The sequence below is a fragment of the Flavobacterium aquicola genome (assembly GCF_003385115.1).
Taxonomy (GTDB): domain Bacteria; phylum Bacteroidota; class Bacteroidia; order Flavobacteriales; family Flavobacteriaceae; genus Flavobacterium; species Flavobacterium aquicola.
Genome location: NZ_QUNI01000015.1, coordinates 113,240 through 132,259, shown reverse-complemented (window position 1 = coordinate 132,259; position 19,020 = coordinate 113,240). Strand labels below are relative to the sequence as shown.

The 19,020-nt window shown below is 34.7% G+C and carries 16 protein-coding genes; 11 read left to right on the top strand and 5 right to left on the bottom strand.

What is annotated here, in order from left to right; translation table 11 throughout:
* The first annotated feature begins 45 nt into the window (after positions 1-45).
* From C8P67_RS19675 to C8P67_RS19630, 10 genes are all read left to right on the top strand, one after another.
* Entirely contained in the window at positions 46-5,553 is a 5,508-nt protein-coding gene (locus C8P67_RS19675; RefSeq protein ID WP_211319938.1) for a T9SS type B sorting domain-containing protein, read from the top strand.
* A 39-nt stretch (positions 5,554-5,592) separates the two neighbouring features.
* Complete coding sequence (locus tag C8P67_RS19670) at positions 5,593-6,531, top strand: PorP/SprF family type IX secretion system membrane protein (protein WP_115814902.1); 939 nt, start codon at positions 5,593-5,595, stop codon at positions 6,529-6,531.
* Positions 6,532-6,855: 324 nt separating this feature from the next.
* Positions 6,856-7,971, top strand: a complete 1,116-nt coding sequence (locus C8P67_RS19665) for a sensor histidine kinase (RefSeq protein WP_115814891.1) — start codon at positions 6,856-6,858, stop codon at positions 7,969-7,971.
* Complete coding sequence (locus C8P67_RS19660) at positions 7,968-8,657, top strand: LytR/AlgR family response regulator transcription factor (protein WP_115814890.1); 690 nt, start codon at positions 7,968-7,970, stop codon at positions 8,655-8,657. Before C8P67_RS19665 ends, C8P67_RS19660 begins: the two co-directional genes overlap by 4 nt.
* A 131-nt stretch (positions 8,658-8,788) precedes the next feature.
* Positions 8,789-9,541, top strand: coding sequence for a dioxygenase family protein (locus C8P67_RS19655; protein WP_115814889.1), 753 nt, complete (start codon positions 8,789-8,791; stop codon positions 9,539-9,541).
* Positions 9,542-9,569: 28 nt separating this feature from the next.
* On the top strand, positions 9,570-10,268 hold the full coding sequence (locus C8P67_RS19650; protein WP_115814888.1) for a pirin family protein: 699 nt from the start codon (positions 9,570-9,572) through the stop codon (positions 10,266-10,268).
* 9 nt (positions 10,269-10,277) lie between these two features.
* Positions 10,278-10,817 (top strand): hypothetical protein, encoded by a 540-nt coding sequence (locus C8P67_RS19645; RefSeq protein WP_115814887.1) that lies wholly within the window; start codon positions 10,278-10,280, stop codon positions 10,815-10,817.
* 312 nt (positions 10,818-11,129) lie between these two features.
* Entirely contained in the window at positions 11,130-11,504 is a 375-nt protein-coding gene (locus C8P67_RS19640; RefSeq protein WP_115814886.1) for a hypothetical protein, read from the top strand.
* Positions 11,505-11,776: 272 nt separating this feature from the next.
* Positions 11,777-12,271: a GNAT family N-acetyltransferase gene (locus tag C8P67_RS19635; protein ID WP_245980523.1), complete on the top strand. Its 495-nt coding sequence runs from the start codon at positions 11,777-11,779 to the stop codon at positions 12,269-12,271.
* 57 nt (positions 12,272-12,328) lie between these two features.
* The gene (locus C8P67_RS19630; protein WP_115814884.1) at positions 12,329-13,591 is read left to right on the top strand and encodes an MFS transporter; all 1,263 of its coding nucleotides are present in this window, start codon (positions 12,329-12,331) and stop codon (positions 13,589-13,591) included.
* Positions 13,592-13,854: 263 nt separating this feature from the next.
* Here the strand turns inward: C8P67_RS19630 and C8P67_RS19625 are convergent, their stop codons facing one another.
* Complete coding sequence (locus C8P67_RS19625; RefSeq protein WP_245980521.1) at positions 13,855-14,232, bottom strand: helix-turn-helix domain-containing protein; 378 nt, start codon at positions 14,230-14,232, stop codon at positions 13,855-13,857.
* Between the two features lie 92 nt (positions 14,233-14,324).
* Here C8P67_RS19625 and C8P67_RS19620 point away from each other — a divergent pair, with 92 nt between their 5' ends.
* Positions 14,325-14,699, top strand: coding sequence for a hypothetical protein (locus tag C8P67_RS19620; protein WP_115814882.1), 375 nt, complete (start codon positions 14,325-14,327; stop codon positions 14,697-14,699).
* Positions 14,700-14,849: 150 nt separating this feature from the next.
* Here C8P67_RS19620 and C8P67_RS19615 read toward each other — a convergent pair whose 3' ends face one another.
* From C8P67_RS19615 to C8P67_RS19600, 4 genes are all read right to left on the bottom strand, one after another.
* On the bottom strand, positions 14,850-15,239 hold the full coding sequence (locus tag C8P67_RS19615; RefSeq protein WP_115814881.1) for a DUF5367 family protein: 390 nt from the start codon (positions 15,237-15,239) through the stop codon (positions 14,850-14,852).
* Positions 15,236-16,078, bottom strand: a complete 843-nt coding sequence (locus C8P67_RS19610; protein WP_115814880.1) for a Rossmann-fold NAD(P)-binding domain-containing protein — start codon at positions 16,076-16,078, stop codon at positions 15,236-15,238. The genes C8P67_RS19615 and C8P67_RS19610 overlap by 4 nt, the downstream gene beginning before the upstream one ends.
* Positions 16,079-16,150: 72 nt before the next feature.
* Complete coding sequence (locus tag C8P67_RS19605) at positions 16,151-17,029, bottom strand: helix-turn-helix domain-containing protein (RefSeq protein WP_115814879.1); 879 nt, start codon at positions 17,027-17,029, stop codon at positions 16,151-16,153.
* Between the two features lie 237 nt (positions 17,030-17,266).
* Positions 17,267-18,868 carry a fumarate hydratase gene (locus C8P67_RS19600; RefSeq protein WP_115814901.1) on the bottom strand — a complete coding sequence of 534 codons (1,602 nt, stop codon included), beginning with the start codon at positions 18,866-18,868 and terminating at the stop codon, positions 17,267-17,269.
* Positions 18,869-19,020 lie beyond the last annotated feature (152 nt).

Here is a 19,020-nt window from a genome sequence, read left to right as displayed (position 1 = left end):
CCGACGATTACGGTTCCTCCGGCACAATGTTTTGTTGGATCCCCATTGACGGTTAACTTAAATGGTTATACCACTGTTTACGGCGGTGTTAAATCGTATACTGTAAACGGCTTTGCTATTGCAGGATCTAATGCAGTGTTTAATGCTCCTGGTACATATAAATTAGGTATTAAGGATGACAATGGCTGTGAGGCTTTTGTAGATTATACAATTCAAAAACAATTGTTAGCGGAAGCTTCAGTTACAAAAGACTTATATTGTACTGGATCAGTTAACGCGACAATTGATGTTGCTATAACTGACGGAGTTGCACCATATTCATATCAGATGTATGTTGGAGGAGTTGCTGCAGGCAGTCTGACAGCAGTAGCAGGTTCTAGTTTTACGGTTTCAGTACCTGCTGCTGGCACGTATCATTTTGTAATAACAGACAGTAATACTCCTGCTTGTTCTGTTACAACTTCAAATGTTGTTGTAACAACACCAAGCATACCAACGGCTGCATTTGCACAAACGAATGTAAGCTGTAACGGAGAGGCAGACGGAACAATTACAATAACAGCATCTAATGGTATAGAGCTATATCAGTACAGTATTGATAATGGAGTTACTTTCCAAGGATCAAATTATTTTGCAGGCTTGACAGATGCGGGTGTTTATAACATTGTTGTAAAAGATGCTAAAGGCTGTACCATAACTGCAGCTATCCCTGTTGATATTACACAGCCAGCTGTATTAAATGCGAGCGCTTCAGTTAAACCTTTTGGCTGCTCAGCAGCGAATACGCCTGAAGATGCAGTTGTAACTATTACAGCTATTGGCGGAACTGCTCCATATACATATAGTTTTGATGGAGGTACTACTTTCCAAGACTCAGATGCGTTCCCAGTAAATACTGCACAGACCATTAATTATGTGGTTCTTGATGCTAAAGGCTGTATTTTTAATGGTACTGCTGATGTATTGCCATATACACCGCCAACTGATATGGATATTACTGTAAGCCTGATTTATTGTAATACTCCGGGAACAGTTGCAACTCTTACAGTAAATTCTGTTATAGGTGGAGTTTCGCCATATACGTATGAGATTATTTCTCCAGCTGTAGCTGTTGCTAGTAATACAACGGGAAGTTTTGCGAATCTTGCACCAGATACTTATGTTATAAAAGTTACTGACAGTAACGGATGCAGTACTACAAATACTGTTGAAATAAAAGAAGCAAGCAAAATCACTGCAACTGCACAATTAGTTAATGATGTTTACTGTAAAGACGGTAATAGCGGATCTGTAAGCTTTACAGTAGCTAATTACATAACAGCAGGTAACTATACATTTAGTTTAACACCAGCGACAGGTTCATTTACCCAAAGCGGTGACGTAATTACTTATACTGGTCTAACAGCCGGTAATTATACTTTCACAGTTACTGATGGAGTTTCAGGCTGTATCGCTACAGTTGCCGATTTCACTGTTAGTCAACCAGCATCGTCATTATCTTCTGCATCAATTGCTACTAACATTAATTGTAATAATGACAATGCCACAATTACCGTAGCTGCAGCAGGAGGAACAGCAGATTATAAATATGCTGTGGCTAGAGCAGGTGATCCTGTGCCAGCATTGACAAACTATGGCACTAGTGAAAAATTAGTTGTTGATACCAATAACGGTGTAGATGTAAATTGGATAGTTTATGTTATGGATTCTAATGGCTGTTCTGCAACTAACGCACAAGCTATTTCTTTAGATGCTAATCCGGTTATTGCAACAGCAATTGCTGCACAGTGTCCAAGTGCTGCAGGAACGTATGCTATTACAGTTACTGCTTCTGGATTCAACGCAGCTCTTCAATACAGTGCCGATGGTACTAATTACCAAACTGGAAATGTTATTACTGTAAATACATATGGCACTTATAACATTACCGTGAAAGATGCAAACGGATGTATTTCAGCTCCAGTATCGGTAACTATTTTAGAACCATTAACATTGAATGCTGTTGTTGCCGCTGCTCCTAGCTGTTTAGATAATGATGGAGTTGTCAATCTTTTGGCGGCAGGTGGTTCTGGTTCTTATCAGTATAATATTGATGGAGGCGCATTTGTAGCAGGAAATTCATTTACTGGTGTAACATTTGGATCACATACTATGGGTGTTCGTGATACGACTACTCGATGTGAGTTCTATGTGCCGATTAATTTATCAAGAGCCACACGAGTTACCGGATTTGCTTTAAGCATGACTCCAGTAACATGTAACGGAGGGGCCGATGGAACAATTACAGCAACTATCGATACTCCAGCTGCAGGTATCAATGACAATCCTGAGTATATGTATAGCTTGAATGGAGGAATACCTCAAACTTCAAACGTATTTACTGGACTGACAGCAGCTACTGGATACGTCGTAACAGTAACTTCAGGCAGAGGCTGTATTGCCAGTGATGATACTGATGTAACGCAGCCAGGAATCATAAATGTACCTGCTCCGGCAGTTGTTCAGTTTGGCTGTACTGCAGGATCGAATAGCAGTAATTTTGCCACTATTACAGTAAACAATGTTACCGGTGGTTCTGGAACATACACTATTTATGAATTTGTTAAAGGAATAACAGTAGTACAGCGTGGTGCTAGTAATTCTTATACAGAATCTGATGTTGCAGGTGGCAGCTATGTTGTTAATGTTTATGATGATAAAGGCTGTTTAGGCAGTACTACAGCACCAATCGTTATCAATAGATTTATTAGTCTTGAGGATATAAATATTAACATTACTCAGGCAATAACTTGTAAGGTTAACCAAAATATAACTGTTACAGCTGTAACTTCTGGCGGAACTCCTCTTGCGGGAACGCTTGAATACACAGTTGTGGGAATCAATGGAACAGTATATTCAAGTGTAACGAACACTGTTGGTACTTTCAGTAATTTGGGTATTGGTGATTATTCTGTATCGGTTAAAAACACCATTACTAATTGTATAAAAGAAATATATCATATAGTTAACGATCCGAACTCATTTGAATTGAAAGCGGTCAAAATTAGTGATGTAATTTGTCATAATTCGAATGAAGGAAGTGTAGAATTAACTATTACTGATGTTTATCCTTTGCCAACAAATGAAGCTGGTGCTTTCGATTATGTAATTACAAGTTCAGTATTGCCATCGGCAATTAGTGGAACTTCAGTAACGGCAGGTCCTGTTCCAATTTCTGGATTGAAAGCTGGTCTATATAATGTTACAGCTACTTTGAAAAACAGACCAGAATGTTCAGTTACTACTACTTTTAGTATTGATCAGCCATCTGCTCCTCTAACAATATCTGAAACACACAAAGAAATTACTTGTGTATCAGGAAACAAGGACGGAATGATTTCTGTATCTGCAGCAGGCGGTTGGGTTGGTGATTACCAATATGAATTGGTTGGACCTGTAAGTGTTGCTTATAGTTTACAATTTACTTTCACAAATTTAACAGCTGGTAGCTATACAGTAAATGTAAAAGACAGTCACGGTTGTGTTGTTTCAACACCTGTTGTTTTAAGGAATCCAGCTCCAATTGTTGTTAAAGCAGCTGCAAGTGTATCAATGTTATCTTGTAATGGTGATCAATCAGCTGTAATTACTGCTTCTGTAGAATTACCATCTGGAGGCCAAGGAAGTAATTATTTATATACCTTGAATTATGAATCGATGTCGCCAGTTGTTGTTTCAGGCCCTCAGAGTTCACCAGTATTTAATGGCTTAGGAGCAGGAAGATACAGTGTTACGGTTACTGACGGATGGAGCTGTAGCGCTACTTCGGCGGTGTTGACAATTAATGAACCTACAAAAGTTGTAACGAGTTTAGTTAAAACAACTCTGCAAACGTGTAAAATACCAGCTACATTAACGCTTACAGCTGCTGGAGGTACAGCGCCTTATAGCTATAGTGATACGGCTAACTTTGCAGTTAGCACGCCAATGATTGGTAATTCTGCTACTTTCTCTGTAGGTAATGGTACTTTCCGTTATTATGTACGTGATGTAAACGGCTGTGTTAGTATAGTTTCTAATGATATTCAAAATGAACCATTGGAACCGCTGGGAATTGATTTAGATATTAGAAACGCGGTAATTAATTGTCAGGGAGATTTAACAGGATTTGTAGTTGCTGTTGCAAAAGGCGGTTTAGGCAATTATGTTTACTCACTCGTAGATGCTTCAGGAAATGCTATTGCAGTCGGAGCTCAGAATACACCAGGTACTTTCACAGAATTGCCTGCTGGTACTTATTTTATTAAAGTGGTTAGCAGCGATTGTGAATATACTTCAGCTCCAATTATAATAACTGAACCAGCTACTGCATTATCAGCTACTTATACTACTGTGGATGTTACTTGTAATGGTAATAACGATGGTAAAATAATTATCAATGCGGCGGGAGGAACTGGAATGATTAAATATGCCATTTCTCCTGATATGAGACAGTTCTTTGAAAGCGGTACTTTCAGCAATTTAAAACCTGGTCTATATGAGGTTCTTGTACAGGATCAAAACGGCTGCTTCATTCTAATTAAAGATATTCAGATTGAAGAACCAGATCCTATTGTATCTGCTGTTGTTCCAGGTTCTGAAGTTCAAGAGTATTGTGCAGGTGATAAAACAGGAGCATTCAGCATTACAATTAGTGGCGGTGTTGGTCCATATAGCACTACTTTAGATGATCCTAATGGAACTTATGTCTTAGGTCAAGTTGATTTTGCTGGTTTATCTGGTGGTGATCATATAGTTTACATCAAAGATGCAAACACTTGTACATTCGAATTGCTTGTACAGTTAGATCCTGCTGTTATTTTAGATCCAGTTGCGGTTGTTACTTATGACTGTGTTAATGATCTTCCAGCTAATAAAGTTACTGTGAGCATTGATCCTAGCAATAATCCTGCAGATGTAACCTATTCATTAGACAACACTGGAGTAGAGCAGCCTAGCAATGTGTTTACTAATCTTGCTGCCGGTGATCACTTTATAATGGTTCATCATAAGAATACCTGTGTGGATGCAACTTTAGTTTTCCATATTGATCACATAGATCCTTTGGGTATGACATTAAATCTTGGAAAATTAAATGAAATTGTTGCAATTGCAACAGGCGGCTCAGGAGTTTATCGTTATTCTGTAAATGGTGAAGACTTAGGGTCTAATAATAAGTATATTTATTACCATTCTGGTAATTATACATTTACTGTGACAGATACTAATGGCTGTGTTTTCAGTGTAACTAAGTATTTCGAATTTGTAGATATTGAAATTCCTAATGTCTTTACGCCAAATGGAAATGGGCCAAATACTACATGGAAGCCACTTAAAACGGAAAATTATCCAGATATTAAATTTGTAGTGTATGACCGTTATGGACGTGAAGTTGGTCACTTTGGTGCAGGAGAATCATGGGATGGTAAATACAAAGGTACTGAGCTTCCAATGGGTGATTACTGGTATGTATTGAAACTTAGACATACTAAGGATGATAGAGAGTTTATAGGTCACTTTACACTATACAGATAGCAGAAGTGAGAGTAGTTATCCATAATGAAAATCAATAAAATGAAAAAAATATTAATAAGCATTTTACTCTTGACTGTAGCTGGCAGCTATGGTCAGGAGCTGAATGTTCCCGTTGCTACCCAATACTTAGCCGATAATCCATATGTAATTTCACCTACGTATGCAGGAATTGGAGATAATTTTAGAATTAATCTGAATGGGTATAAACAATGGGTAGGTGTTGAAGATGCTCCTCAGAGTCAGGCATTATATGCTGATTTCAGAGTTTTGAATCAATCTGGTGCTGGGATGACTTTGTATAATGATTCCAATGGTTATACCAAACAGGCGGGAGCTAAGCTTACTTTTGCGCACCACATTATTCTGGATTATTATACTAAACAGTATCTTTCCTTTGGGATGTCATATATATATAATTCATTTAGATTTAATATAAATGAATTTAATGGAATTACTGATGACAGGGCAACAATTAATAACAACTTTGAGGTCGGTTTTTTATATCGAAATAGAGGATTTTATGCTAGTGCGACGGCTACTAATATTTTGCAGAAGGATCTTAATTTTGAAATTGCCTATGAACCCAACTTGCTTACCAATTACCAGTTGTATGCTGGATATGTACTTGATATGGGAAACAGAAATGAATTAGAACCTTCGGCTTTTTATCAATATTATCAAAGTGATGGACGTTCGGTGACGGATTTGAATATTAAATATAGAAAATTTAACAGGTATGAAGATTATTTTTGGGTTGGAGCTTCTTATCGTTTTTTGAATGATCAAATCGGAAAACCTTTAGCAGTAGGTCCTATAATTGGATTCCAAAAAGGTTACATTTCAGCTGGGTATTCCTATCAAATTACACTTAACGGTTTAGCAGCTTATAATTCAGGAACACATTCTCTAACGATTGGTTTTAGATTCCTGCAAGGATTGAGTAACTGTCCCTGTACACAGAGCCCGGTGCATGATTAATAAATATATGCTTTGAAATTTTAGTTTCTAGGTATAAAATAAAGAAGACTGCTGCAGATCAAGTGCAGCAGTCTTTTTTTGTACTAGGTATTTAAAGTGAAAGAGATACTGTAATATGATTTAAGCTTTTTTAACTGCTTTTTAATGGTTTTAAGACCGTGATTCTAATTTTTGACAATAAGATATAGAATGCTGCAATTCATCAAAAATGAACCGCTTATTAGATTATGATTTTATTCCAAGCTGCCGCTATAATTCCTCATTTTACCGCAATAATTTCAGTAGGAAGCTTAATAATCATACTTTTGAGGAATTAATTTCGTTATGAAAAAGAAAATTTCCTTTTACGCAATGCATTTTTGCCTGTGTTTTGTCTTTTTGTTTCTACCGTATGCTTTTACTTCAACGGGAAGTGTTTTCAGCCTGCCGAAATTAGCCGCTAATCCTCACGACAGAATATACTTTTTCATTTACTTTTTACTGTTGCTTTTCTTTTATTTTAATTATTATATTTTAATCCCAAAGATTTATTTTAAGGAAAAACAGATTTCATACGTTATCACTCTTGCTTGTTTTTTATTGTTCTTCCTATGGATTTCTAATGTGTTTGATACACCGGAGTCAAATTTTCTTGATTTTAGAGAACATAAAAAAAATCATTTCAATGAAATGTTTCGGCCACATTCCAAAGATTTTAATCATGATCGTGGTCCTGTTTCACATTCATTATCTCCATCGGAATTAAATGATCAAAATCATTTTGGAGGCCCGCCCACGCAATACAGCCATACAATTTTGGTTTATCTTATAGGGGTAATTTCAAGTTTATTTATTGCTATAAAAAATCGGCTACAAAAAGTTGAAGAAGATAAAATGAAATCCGAATTATCTTTTTTGAAAGCGCAGATAAATCCTCATTTTCTATTCAACACCTTAAACAGCATTTATTCATTGGCCATAAAAAAAGATGATAAAACAGCTGATGCTGTGGTACAATTATCTGAATTGATGCGATATATAATTACTAATGCCAATGATGATGTAATCGCTTTAGAGAAAGAAATTAATTATATCAATAACTTCATACTGCTGCAAAAGACAAGATTAGGAAATACTGCAGCTATTGATTATACATTGGAAGGAAATCCCTTTGGCAAAGCCATTACGCCTCTTATTTTAATCTCTTTTATTGAAAATGCTTTTAAACATGGAGTTAATCCAAATGAGAATTCCGAAATTTGTATCAGGATCAGTATTGCTGGTGATTATCTGACGTTATTTGTTTCTAACAATAAAGTACAGTCTATACAGTCTGACAGCGGAATTGGTCTGCAAAACACTATTGAAAGACTTTCGCTTTTATATCCTAACAATCATGTTTTGTCTATCGATGATAATTCGAAAATGTATCTTGTAACCTTAACAATTAAAGTGGGATGATAAAAGCGATAGCACTCGATGATGAACCGCCTGCTCTAGAAATTCTGCAAAATTTTTGCGACAGAATTGATACTATTGATTTGCTGAAAACGTTTACAAAATCGGAGGATGCACTCAAATATTTGAAAAAATACCCTGTCGACTTATTGTTTTTAGATATTAATATGCCTGCTATTTCCGGTATTGATTTTTACAAAAAACTACCGCGCAAAACAATGGTAATATTCACAACTGCCTATTCTGATTATGCTGTTGAAGGATTTACTTTGAGCGCCACTGATTATCTATTAAAACCGATTTCATTCGCAAGATTTGAACAGTCCATAGAAAAAGCTTTCGCACAGTGGAAGACACAGAATCAAGATCCTGAACAGCAGTATCTTTTTATCCGAGCCGATTATAGTTTGATAAAAATTCTGCTTTCGGATATTTTGTTCATAGAAGGGCTGGATGATTATCTCAAAATTCATATTCAGAACCAAAAAACAATTGTCGCCCGGATGACAATGAAAGCCTTGCTGCAAAAGCTTCCAGAGACTGAATTTATAAGAGTTCATCGTTCGTTTATTGTTTCCATTTCTAAAATTGAAAAAGTGCGGAACAAAATAGTCTACATCAGTGAGGAGGAAATTCCGGTAAGTGCGAGTTATGAAACCACTTTTTTTGCCTTGCTCAATAAACAATAATGTTTTTCCTTTCTTTAAAAAGGACATTTATACCCTATTTACCTCTTAAAATCATCGCGTTACCTCATAAATTATAAACGATTTATGACTTTAAATACTTTTACCGCTGTAACCTTAAAATTGGAATTAGTATGGAAAGAAAAGATTTTTTAAGAGGATTAGGATTAGCAGGCCTGGGAGCGTTGACTATTCCTGTGATTAAGGCATGCAGTAATGATGACAGCAGTGATTCTTCTGCGGCCGATTCGACTCAGGCAACTGATACTGGTGGAGATTCTTCGACTGGAACCTGTTCTGTTACCGCATCGGAAACTGCGGGGCCATTTCCAACAAAAACGCCTACATCACTTGTTACTTCAAACATTGTAAGCGATCGCACTGGTGTCGCGTTTTCTATTAATATCTATGTAAAGAATACCAAAGCCAGCTGTGCGGCTCTTGAAGGTGCTATTGTTGATATCTGGCATTGTGATAAGGATGGCTATTATTCAGAATATGGAGGTACATCAATGCAGTCCGCCGATTTCACATCAGTACATTTTTTAAGAGGAAGACAAACGACAGACGCCAATGGATTAGTACATTTTACCTCTATTTTTCCAGGATGGTATAGTGGCAGGGCGACACATATTCATGTTCATGTGTACAATGCTTCGGGGACATCATTGCTTGTTACCCAAATCGCATTTCCCGAAGGTTCTGGCAGTGCCGTAGCGCTGGTAAATGCTTCGAGCGCTAATGGTTATACAAAAGGACTTTCCGGATATACGTATAATGCTTCGGATAATGTGTTTTCTGATGGTGTTGCCAATGAAATGTCGGCTGTGACAGGAAGTGTTGCAGATGGTTTTGTTTTGACACACACAATAAATGTGGCTGGCTAGATGATGCTTAATATTTAGTTTCTAAAAAATGATTAAGCAAAACCCCGCGAAGATTTTTAGATCCGATTTACGAACAGTTTCTAAATCGGATGCCTTTTTAAATTTAGCTACATTCAATTTTGAGGGCAGTGACGATGTGTCCAGAAAACCATTCGGAACTTTGAAAGTTTTGAATGAGGTTACAATTGCTCCTTTGTCTAAAAGATTTACATTCATTGATGCTAATACTGAAATAATGCTGCTGCCTCTTTTTGGCGGAATAGCCTATAAAGACAGTTTAGGTGATGAGGATTTCATTAGAATCGAACAGATAAAGCATCTCTCTGCCCAGCAGGGAACTTCTTTTGAGCTTTCCAATCCTTATGAGCTGGAAAATGTAAGTTACTTGGAAGTCAGGTTCTGCTCAAAAGCTAGCAATTTTAAGCCAAGTTCCAGCAGATCTGATTTTGATTTTTCTGAAAGAAACAAATTAATTCCTCTTTTTGGATTTCCGGACACATTAGGTTTCATCGGTATTTATGACGGAAGAAAAGAAGGTTTTTATGCCTTAAAAAGTAATTTAAACGGCGTATTTGTTTTTGTAATCAGTGGTGCTTTTGAAGTTGAAAACAGATTATTGGAGGAGAAAGACGGGCTCAGTTTTAATAAAATTGAAACAGTAGAGTGGGAGGCACTCTCAGAAAATGCTATTTTGTTAGTGTTTGAAATTCCAATGGAAAATCAATAAAAATCTGCTATGTATAAAGCCAAAATACGACTTGCTTATAGAATAATTATCGATAGTAAATTCACATCTCTTTGGGACCAATATGTTTGGGAGGATACATACAAAGAATATTTGATGCAGCATCAGCAGTTCAATTCGAAGGAAAATCCCAAAAATACTTTTAGAGAATTATTGTCTGAAAACGAAAAAGCTTCTCAGGTGCATTACTTGGTTGGTATTGCTGCCAATGGCTACGTAACGCAGTTAAAGGGGAATCTTTATCGTATTACTGATGTATTGGGAAATAATTATTTTCCGTTTTCTAACTATCAATTGGATATCATTAACACAGATATTACGGACCAATCCAAACATAAAATAGGTATTACTTTTTACTCGCCTTTACTAACATTAGTAGATATTATTGAAAACAATTATTTAGTTTCTAAAAATTGTGATGACACATGTGGTTTCGAAACTCTGATGTTTCCTGTTCAGTCGTGTTTATCTATCTGTTATTATGAAAATTATCAATCACAGAAAGAAGCTCTTAAAATTGATTTGAAGTAGAAAATTATAACAATATTGTGTTGTAATTTTATAAATTAGTCTTTCTGTAGTTAAACAAGATGCCTCTATATTTCTTATGAGCTGGATAGTCTAATTTCTTGAGTGGTTTTTTAAAGGAATTCATTTTATATAATTATATTTTAAATGTAAAAAATACAATTTTTTCCAGTATTTGTACTGTATATAGGTATTAATTAACAAATTAAGTGTCATTATTTTATTTAACATCTGTTTAATGTGTTTGTTTAGTTGTATATACAAATTTTATAACATCTATAACGTAATTTTGTGAAATAACATAAAACAAATACCATGTCAGATTTTTTGAAACAATTTGGAGAAGAAGTAAAAAACAACATCCCTGGATACATAGCGGTCGCAGTATCCGAAATTAAAAGCGGTATATCCTATTATAGTGATTCAGCAATTGCAAGTTTTGATCCTGAATTAGCGTCGGCATTCAATCTTGAAGTAGTAAAAGCTAAATTAAATGCAATTAGTGCTTTAGGGTTAAATGAATCTATTGACGATATTCTGATTACGCTAACGAATCAAATACATATTATTGATATTTCAGATAACAATGAATATTTTATTTATTTGGCTGTTGATTCTTCTAAAGCTAATTTAGGAATGACTAAAGCTCTTTTGAACAAATACAAAAAAGAAATTTCTGGAAAACTGTAAAGTTTTCTTTCCCCAAATCTTATTTGAAATTTCAAAATTAATTCGCAATGTTATATGATTTGCTGCTGATTTTAATAATCATTAGCATTTAATAAAGTCAGTCAGATTATTTTGATTGGCTTTATTAAATATAGCTTAGCTGTATGTAACTGCATACAGCTTATAAGTAATTTATGCTTTTTTTCTATTTTTTTTGAAACGGTATTTTCTGTTTTAAATACAAAGTATAGATTACAGTATTGTTGTAATTAAGTTGCGGATAAATAAAAACAATGGAGTTTGATAACCAATATTTTTATATGGGTATAGATGAAATCGAAGAGATTAAATCAAACGATTTTCATTTGGTAGTTGACATAATTTATGAATCTAAATTAATAGATGAACAGCTGCTTGATTTAGAAAATGCGATATCATTTTTAAAGAATAAATTAGATAGAAACAAGGCTAAGATTTTTGTCAAAAAAGATAATGGCCGTCCTATTGCTTTCATGGTTTTGTATCACAAAGTAAATGTGCTTTCATTAGTACGCTACAATTGGCATATCTCGTATCTATATGTTAAACCTGAGTTTAGAAGGAAACAGATAGGAAAACAAATTATGCTAAAATGTATTGACTATGCGAGAAAAACCAAAGTTGATCATATTTCATTAAATACGGATACTGAAAATTATCCAGCACAGCAGCTTTATGAAGGTTTTGGTTTCAATCGGATGAATTTTATTGCAAATTATTATTATTACGAAATGAAATTAAATGGATAATACAGCCTTTTAATATAAAATCAAAAGAGTATTACATTTTAAAAAATTAAAAATAAAATGATAAAAAAACTATTTAAAAATTATTTTCAGCATTTTAGCGAGTTTTCTGTCGAGGTCAAAATTTTAGCCATTACTACTTTTATCAATAGATGCGGTGCCATGGTAGTGCCTTTTCTGTCTAAATATATGTTAGAAGAACTTCATTTTACGTACGGCCAAATTGGCTGGGTGATGGTTTTTTACGGAATTGGTTCTTTTATGGGTACTTGGTTAAGTGGTAAATTATCTGATAAAATTGGTTTTTACAAGGTGATGATTTTTAGTTTATTTACAACCGGAATTCTTTTTATTTTATTGCAGTTTCTGACTACTTTTTATAGTTTTTGTTTTGGTGTTTTGCTTTTAACAACAGTTGCAGATATGTACAGGCCAGCGATGTTAGTATCACTGGATACTTATGCTCTCAAAGCAGATAGAACCCGGGCCTTATCTTTAGTACGATCGGCTGTTAATTTAGGATTTATGTTTGGTCCCCTTATCGGAGGTATTATAATTACAGCTTTAGATTACAGTTTTCTGTTTTACATAGATGGATTAACCTGTATTTTGAGTATAGCTTTATTCTCCATATATGTCAAGGAAAAGAAATTGCCTTATAAATTAAAAATCTTTAAGCACTTAAAAGAAACTACTTCGGTTTTTGACGATAAACCTTTTTTAATCCATCTTTTGGTTACGATGATAACGGGAGTTTTATTCTTTCAGATTTTTACAACCTTATCTATTTATTATAAAGAAGTCTTTCATTTTTCTAGTCTCCAGGGAGGTTTGTTTTTGGCTTTAAATGGGGTTTTAATTTTGATTTTTGAATTGCCAATTGTAAAATACATTGAATCCAGAAATATAAGCAAGCTTTTGATGGTATCTTATGGTGTTTTATCGATGTCTATCGGGTATTTATTTTTATTGATTGAAAATAATATTTTCAGCTTAATTATTATGATGATATTGATGACAGCTGGAATAATGCTCACATTCCCTTTTGCCAATTCATTTGTTAAAAAGCGATCCCTTAAAAAACAGGAAGGTAAATTTATGTCTGTTTTTACTATGAGTTATAGTGTAGCTCAGATCGTAAGTACTAAAACGGGTATGGAAATTATTGAAAAATTTGGTTATAAAGCCAACTGGATTTTCTTGTTTGTTTTAGGCCTTATTGGTTTTATTTTATCTTACCGTTTAGTGTTTATAGTTAAGAAAGAAAAGGAAATGATAAAAAACAAAATTGTGCAGTCTTTTTTTGCCGGAAGTTCAAAATAAGGCATTTACACCCGCTGGTCAACTAAGATGTTTTATGAAATTTTAAAATAATCTCTTTTGTTTTTTGTGCAATTATAAAAGATTATAATTGGAGAATAATTCTATATAAAATATTTCAAAATTAAATTTTTGAAGAGAAAGCGTTCTTTTTACTTAGATTGCATGAACAAGAAATAAATTCAGATAGAATTCTAAAAAGAGTCATTTAGGTTAAAGAGCCTAAAATTTATATTGAAAGTTTTTCAAAAAATTATATTGTGTCTTTATTTATTCATTAAAAGTTTTAGTAGAGAAATCTGTTCTTTTAAAGACTCAATAGTTTCTTCATATTGTTCAATTAGTTTATCTGAATAGTTAATATAATTACTATTTCCTTCTGAATTATTAATGTTAAAAATATTTTTAACATTAAAACCTAATATCTCAATAGGATCTATTTCTAAAATCGCACTTATTTGCTTTAGCCTATTAATTGTTAACTGTGTTTCGCCTGATTCAATCTTAGAATAGGCTCTTACGGACAACCCTAATTCATTTGATATGTGTTCTTGAGTCAAGTTTTTTAGTTCTCTTATTTGTTTGATTTTTATTTCTGGATGCTGAAACATAGATAAGTGTATGATTAGTTCAAAATTAGACATAATAGTTCAGAAAAAGAAATGAAGTTAATAGAAGAATGGCGCCTTCATGAATATTTTTGTAAAAAATATATAAATTTTAAAACACAACGAAGATGTCAGATTTTTTAAAAAAATTCGGAGAAGAAATTAAGAAAAATGTTCCTGGATTCATTGCTGTTGCTATATCTGAAATTAAAAGCGGAATTTCGTACTATAGTGATTCTGCGCTAGCTGGATTTGATCCAGAATTGGCTTCTGCTTTCAATCTAGAAGTAGTAAAAGCTAAGTTAAATGCAATTAGTGCATTGGGATTAAATGAGAGTATTGATGATATTATGATTACTTTGAGTAATCAAATACACATCATTGATGTTTCAGACAATAATGAGTATTTTATCTATTTAGCAGTAGATTCTTCTAAAGCAAATTTAGGGATGACAAAAGCTCTTCTAAATAAATATAAAAAAGATATTGCAGGCAGACTTTAGTAGGTTTTATCTAATAGTAAGTTTTAAAACTATACAAAAGGCTATTGGTATTAAAGATATCAATAGCCTTTTTGTATTATTCAGCATTTTATTTGTTTAAAACTCGAAAATCCAATCTTTATTCACAGATCTGATTATATTTTTCTAATTTTAGTTTGGTCTGCTATCGAAATTCAGTTTCCAATACACAAACACGGTAATCACGTTGATAACTGCCAATATCCATAATAAAGGATTACTAAAAAACTGTTGATAGCTGCTTCCTTTTGGGATTTCGATAAAAGGAACAGTTATGAGAACATCTAAAATCAATGCTGTGACCGTAATTACGATTCCTACCTGCAGGCCTGATTCTTTTACTGCTTTTTTATAATAAATCACTGCCGCAATCCATGCATAGAATACAATTGTAAAAGCTGCAATGACTGCCAGTACAAGTGAAGATTTTTGAATCAAAGGAATATGCTCTAAAATATAAAAAGTTATAACGACACAAAGCCAAGCGATCACGCCCGAAAATATAGCTCTTCCCCAATTCATGACAGCTGGTTTATTTCGTTCCAAATTCCTGTTTGAGCAGTTTTTAGTGCATAGTCGATAAAATCAGTAGCTTTTCGTCCCAAGACTTTTTCGATATCATTAGTGACACTTGAATTTCGTCCATCCAAAACTTCGGAAAACAAATAATTTACCAGCCAGATTACATCTTCAGGCACTTGATATTGGCGGAGCATATCGATATATTGTTCCAAAGAAAGTGATTGGAAAACAATTTCTCTGCCCGTAATTCCGGCAATTTCAGTAACAGCCTGTTCAAAATTCAGCAGACGCGGTCCTGTAAGTTCATAGGTTTTTCCGTTGTGTTTTTCGTTCAGGAGCGCTTCAGCAACAACAGCTGCGATGTCATCGGCATCGGTAAACGGTTCTAAAACTTCTGCTTTAGGCAAAGCTACAAAACCAGCCAAAATAGGTTCCAAAAAGATGCTTTCGCTAAAATTTTGATTAAACCAGCTCGCTCGTACAATTGTCCATTTCTGCGCTGTTGATTTTACGATTTCTTCGCAAACCTGAGCTTCTTTTTCTCCTCTTCCCGAAAGAAGCACCATTTTTTGAATACCATTTTGTGTTGCAAGTTCTGTAAATTGACGAATGGTTTCAGGAGCTGTAGGAATTGCCAAGTCAGGCTGAAAAGTAATATATACGGTATCGTTGCCTTTTATTACATCTAACCACGTTTCGGGTTTTTCCCAGTCAAAAGATGGGTTTGCGCTTCGAGAAGCTAATTGTACGGTAACGTTATTTACGTTGTTTAATAATTCTGCAACTCTTCTGCCGGTTTTTCCATTTCCGCCAAGGATTAAGATTTTTTTTGATTCCATGATAAATGATTTTTTAATTAATGATGATACAAAGATGCATCGGTCATCATTAAATCATTTGTCGAAAAGGAATTAAGAATTGTTTGAAAGGAATTGTTTCTTTACTTCATTCGGTCTTGTTCCAAATTTTTTCTGAAACGCATTCGAAAACGAGCTTAGACTTTCATAACCTACTTCCCAAGCAGCTTCCTGAACAGTTTTTTCGTGGTTGCACAATAGCTCATACGCTTTGTTTAACCGCTCTTCATGAATGTACTTATAAACAGGAATACCGAACAATTCTTTGAAGTTCTTTTTTAATTTATTGCTGTTAAGCCCTATCAGTTTTGACAATTCTGAAAGAGTAGGGGGTTTTGAGTAATTGGTACTCACAATTTCTTTTGCCTGAAAAAGTTTCTCTTTGTCTTTTTCCGTAAGCTCATTTTTTTTATCACTTGACAAAAGTGCAAAATAGTGAGCCAGCAGTTCATTAACCTGACTTTTTAAAAACAAAAGCCTTGTATTGCCAGAATATGTGGTGTTGAATATTTTTTGAACGGCCAATTGCATATCCAAAGTCATAAAAAAGGTTGGGCCTTTTACAAAATTTTCTTTTGGATTTAACAGGTCAGGCAGTTGCTTTTCGAAAATTTCTTTTTCGACCTGTGATAAAGTATGCAGGTTTTTCAGTTTCGTAAAAATGCTGATGGACTGCAAAGGTTTATCGGGTGCTATTTTGTGTGCAAATTCTACTTTTTGGTTTCCAAAAAAAGAAATAGCCAGACCAGTCGTGTTTGTTAAATATTTTGTTTGGTTATTGTGTTTTATTTCCAGCTCCACATTGCCCGAACCATAGAAAGCAAAACCAACAGCATCTCCGTCTATTTCACATTTCTGTACAAAAGTCTTTTTGGTGTCTGACTGTTCAATCAGTACAATAAAGTTGTTTAGTTCGATAATGTCTGTTGTCATTTTTGATTTTAAAGTGTTCTAAATCAAATGTACAAAAGTAGTTTGGATTTGAAATAGAAAAGACCGCCACGCCTGACGGTCTTTTTCAGTATAACTTTTGTGATCAATCTGTAAAAAAAATAAAACCGCAAATTCGCAAATTTTAAACCCAAAAAGGATTTTATAATTTGCGAATTTGCGGTAAAATATCTTTGTTAACCTTGTGTAAAACTTTGCGTTCTTTGCGGTTAAACCAAATTACAGATTCGAAAAGAAATCATTTCCTTTATCATCAGTGATAATAAAAGCAGGAAAATCTTTGATAGTGATTTTACGAACAGCTTCCATTCCTAATTCTTCGAAATCAACAACTTCTACCGAAAGAATGTTTTCTTTGGCTAAGATCGCTGCCGGCCCTCCGATAGAACCCAAATAGAATCCGCCGTAGGTTTTGCAGGCATTCATCACGTCTTTCGTTCTGTTTCCTTTGGCAAGCATAACCATGCTTCCGCCGTTCTTTTGGAACTCTTCTACATACACATCCATACGTCCCGCAGTTGTTGGTCCAAAACTTCCCGAAGCCATTCCTTCCGGTGTTTTTGCTGGGCCTGCATAATAGACTGGGTGATTTTTGAAGTATTCCGGCATTGGTTTTCCTGCATCTAGTAATTCTTTGATTTTTGCGTGAGCAATATCACGGGCAACAATCAAAGTTCCGTTTAATTTCAAACGGGTTTTTATCGGGTATTGTGATAGTTTTTTAAGAATCTCTGCCATTGGCTGATTCAAATCAATTTCAACAGCTTCTTCCAAATGCGGTGGTGTTTCTGGCAGTAAACGTTTTGGATTTACCTCCAATTGCTCTACAAAAATACCTTCTTTGGTAATTTTACCTTTGATATTTCTATCGGCAGAACAAGAAACTCCCAATCCAACCGGACAAGAAGCAGCGTGGCGAGGCAGACGGATCACACGAACGTCATGTGTAAAATATTTTCCGCCAAACTGTGCTCCGATAGCACTTTGCTGACAGATTAACTGTACTCTTTTTTCCCATTCCAAATCACGGAAAGCCTGACCAGCCATATTTCCTGAAGTTGGCAAATTATCAAAATAACCTGCAGATGCTTTTTTCACTGCAGCTAAATTCGATTCCGCAGAAGTTCCCCCAATCACTAAAGCCAAGTGATATGGCGGACAAGCCGAAGTTCCCAAATCCATTATTTTGGCACGAATAAAAGCATCAAGTGATTTCTCGTTCAATAATGATTTTGTCTGCTGGTACAAATACGTTTTATTGGCCGATCCTCCTCCTTTTGCCAAAAACAAAAACTCATACGAAGCTCCTTTTTTAGCATAAATATCAATCTGCGCTGGAAGATTCGATCCCGAATTTTTCTCTTCAAACATTGTGATAGGAACAATCTGAGAATAACGGAGATTTCTCTCCTGATACGTGTTAAAAATCCCTTTAGAAAGCCATTCAGCATCATCGGCTCCCGTATATACATTTTCGCCTTTTTTGGCCATTACAATGGCTGTTCCGGTGTCCTGGCATGAAGGTAATTCGCCGTCGATGGCTACAACCGCATTCTGCAATAAATTATAAGCCACAAAACGGTCGTTGTCTGTCGCTTCTGGGTCATCAAGAATCGCTTTTAATTTCTCCAAATGCGAAGTACGAAGCATAAATGAAACATCTTTCAATGCTTCCTGAGCCAATAATTCCAATCCTTTCGGATCAACCGTAAGAATTTCACGTTCTCCTAATTGTTCAACTTTAACAAAATCAGAAGTGATTTTGCGGTATTGTGTGTCGTCTTTTAAAATAGGATAAGGATCCTGATATATAAAGTCCATAGTTTGTTTTTTTTTAAAGATTGCCAAATATAAGAATTGTTCAAAGAATCATAACTGATTTATATCACGTTCCTTGAAGAAATTATTAAAAATTTGAGGTTTAAAATGTATTTCAGTAGCAGAAAAATTGGGCATTTTTGGTTATATGTGTC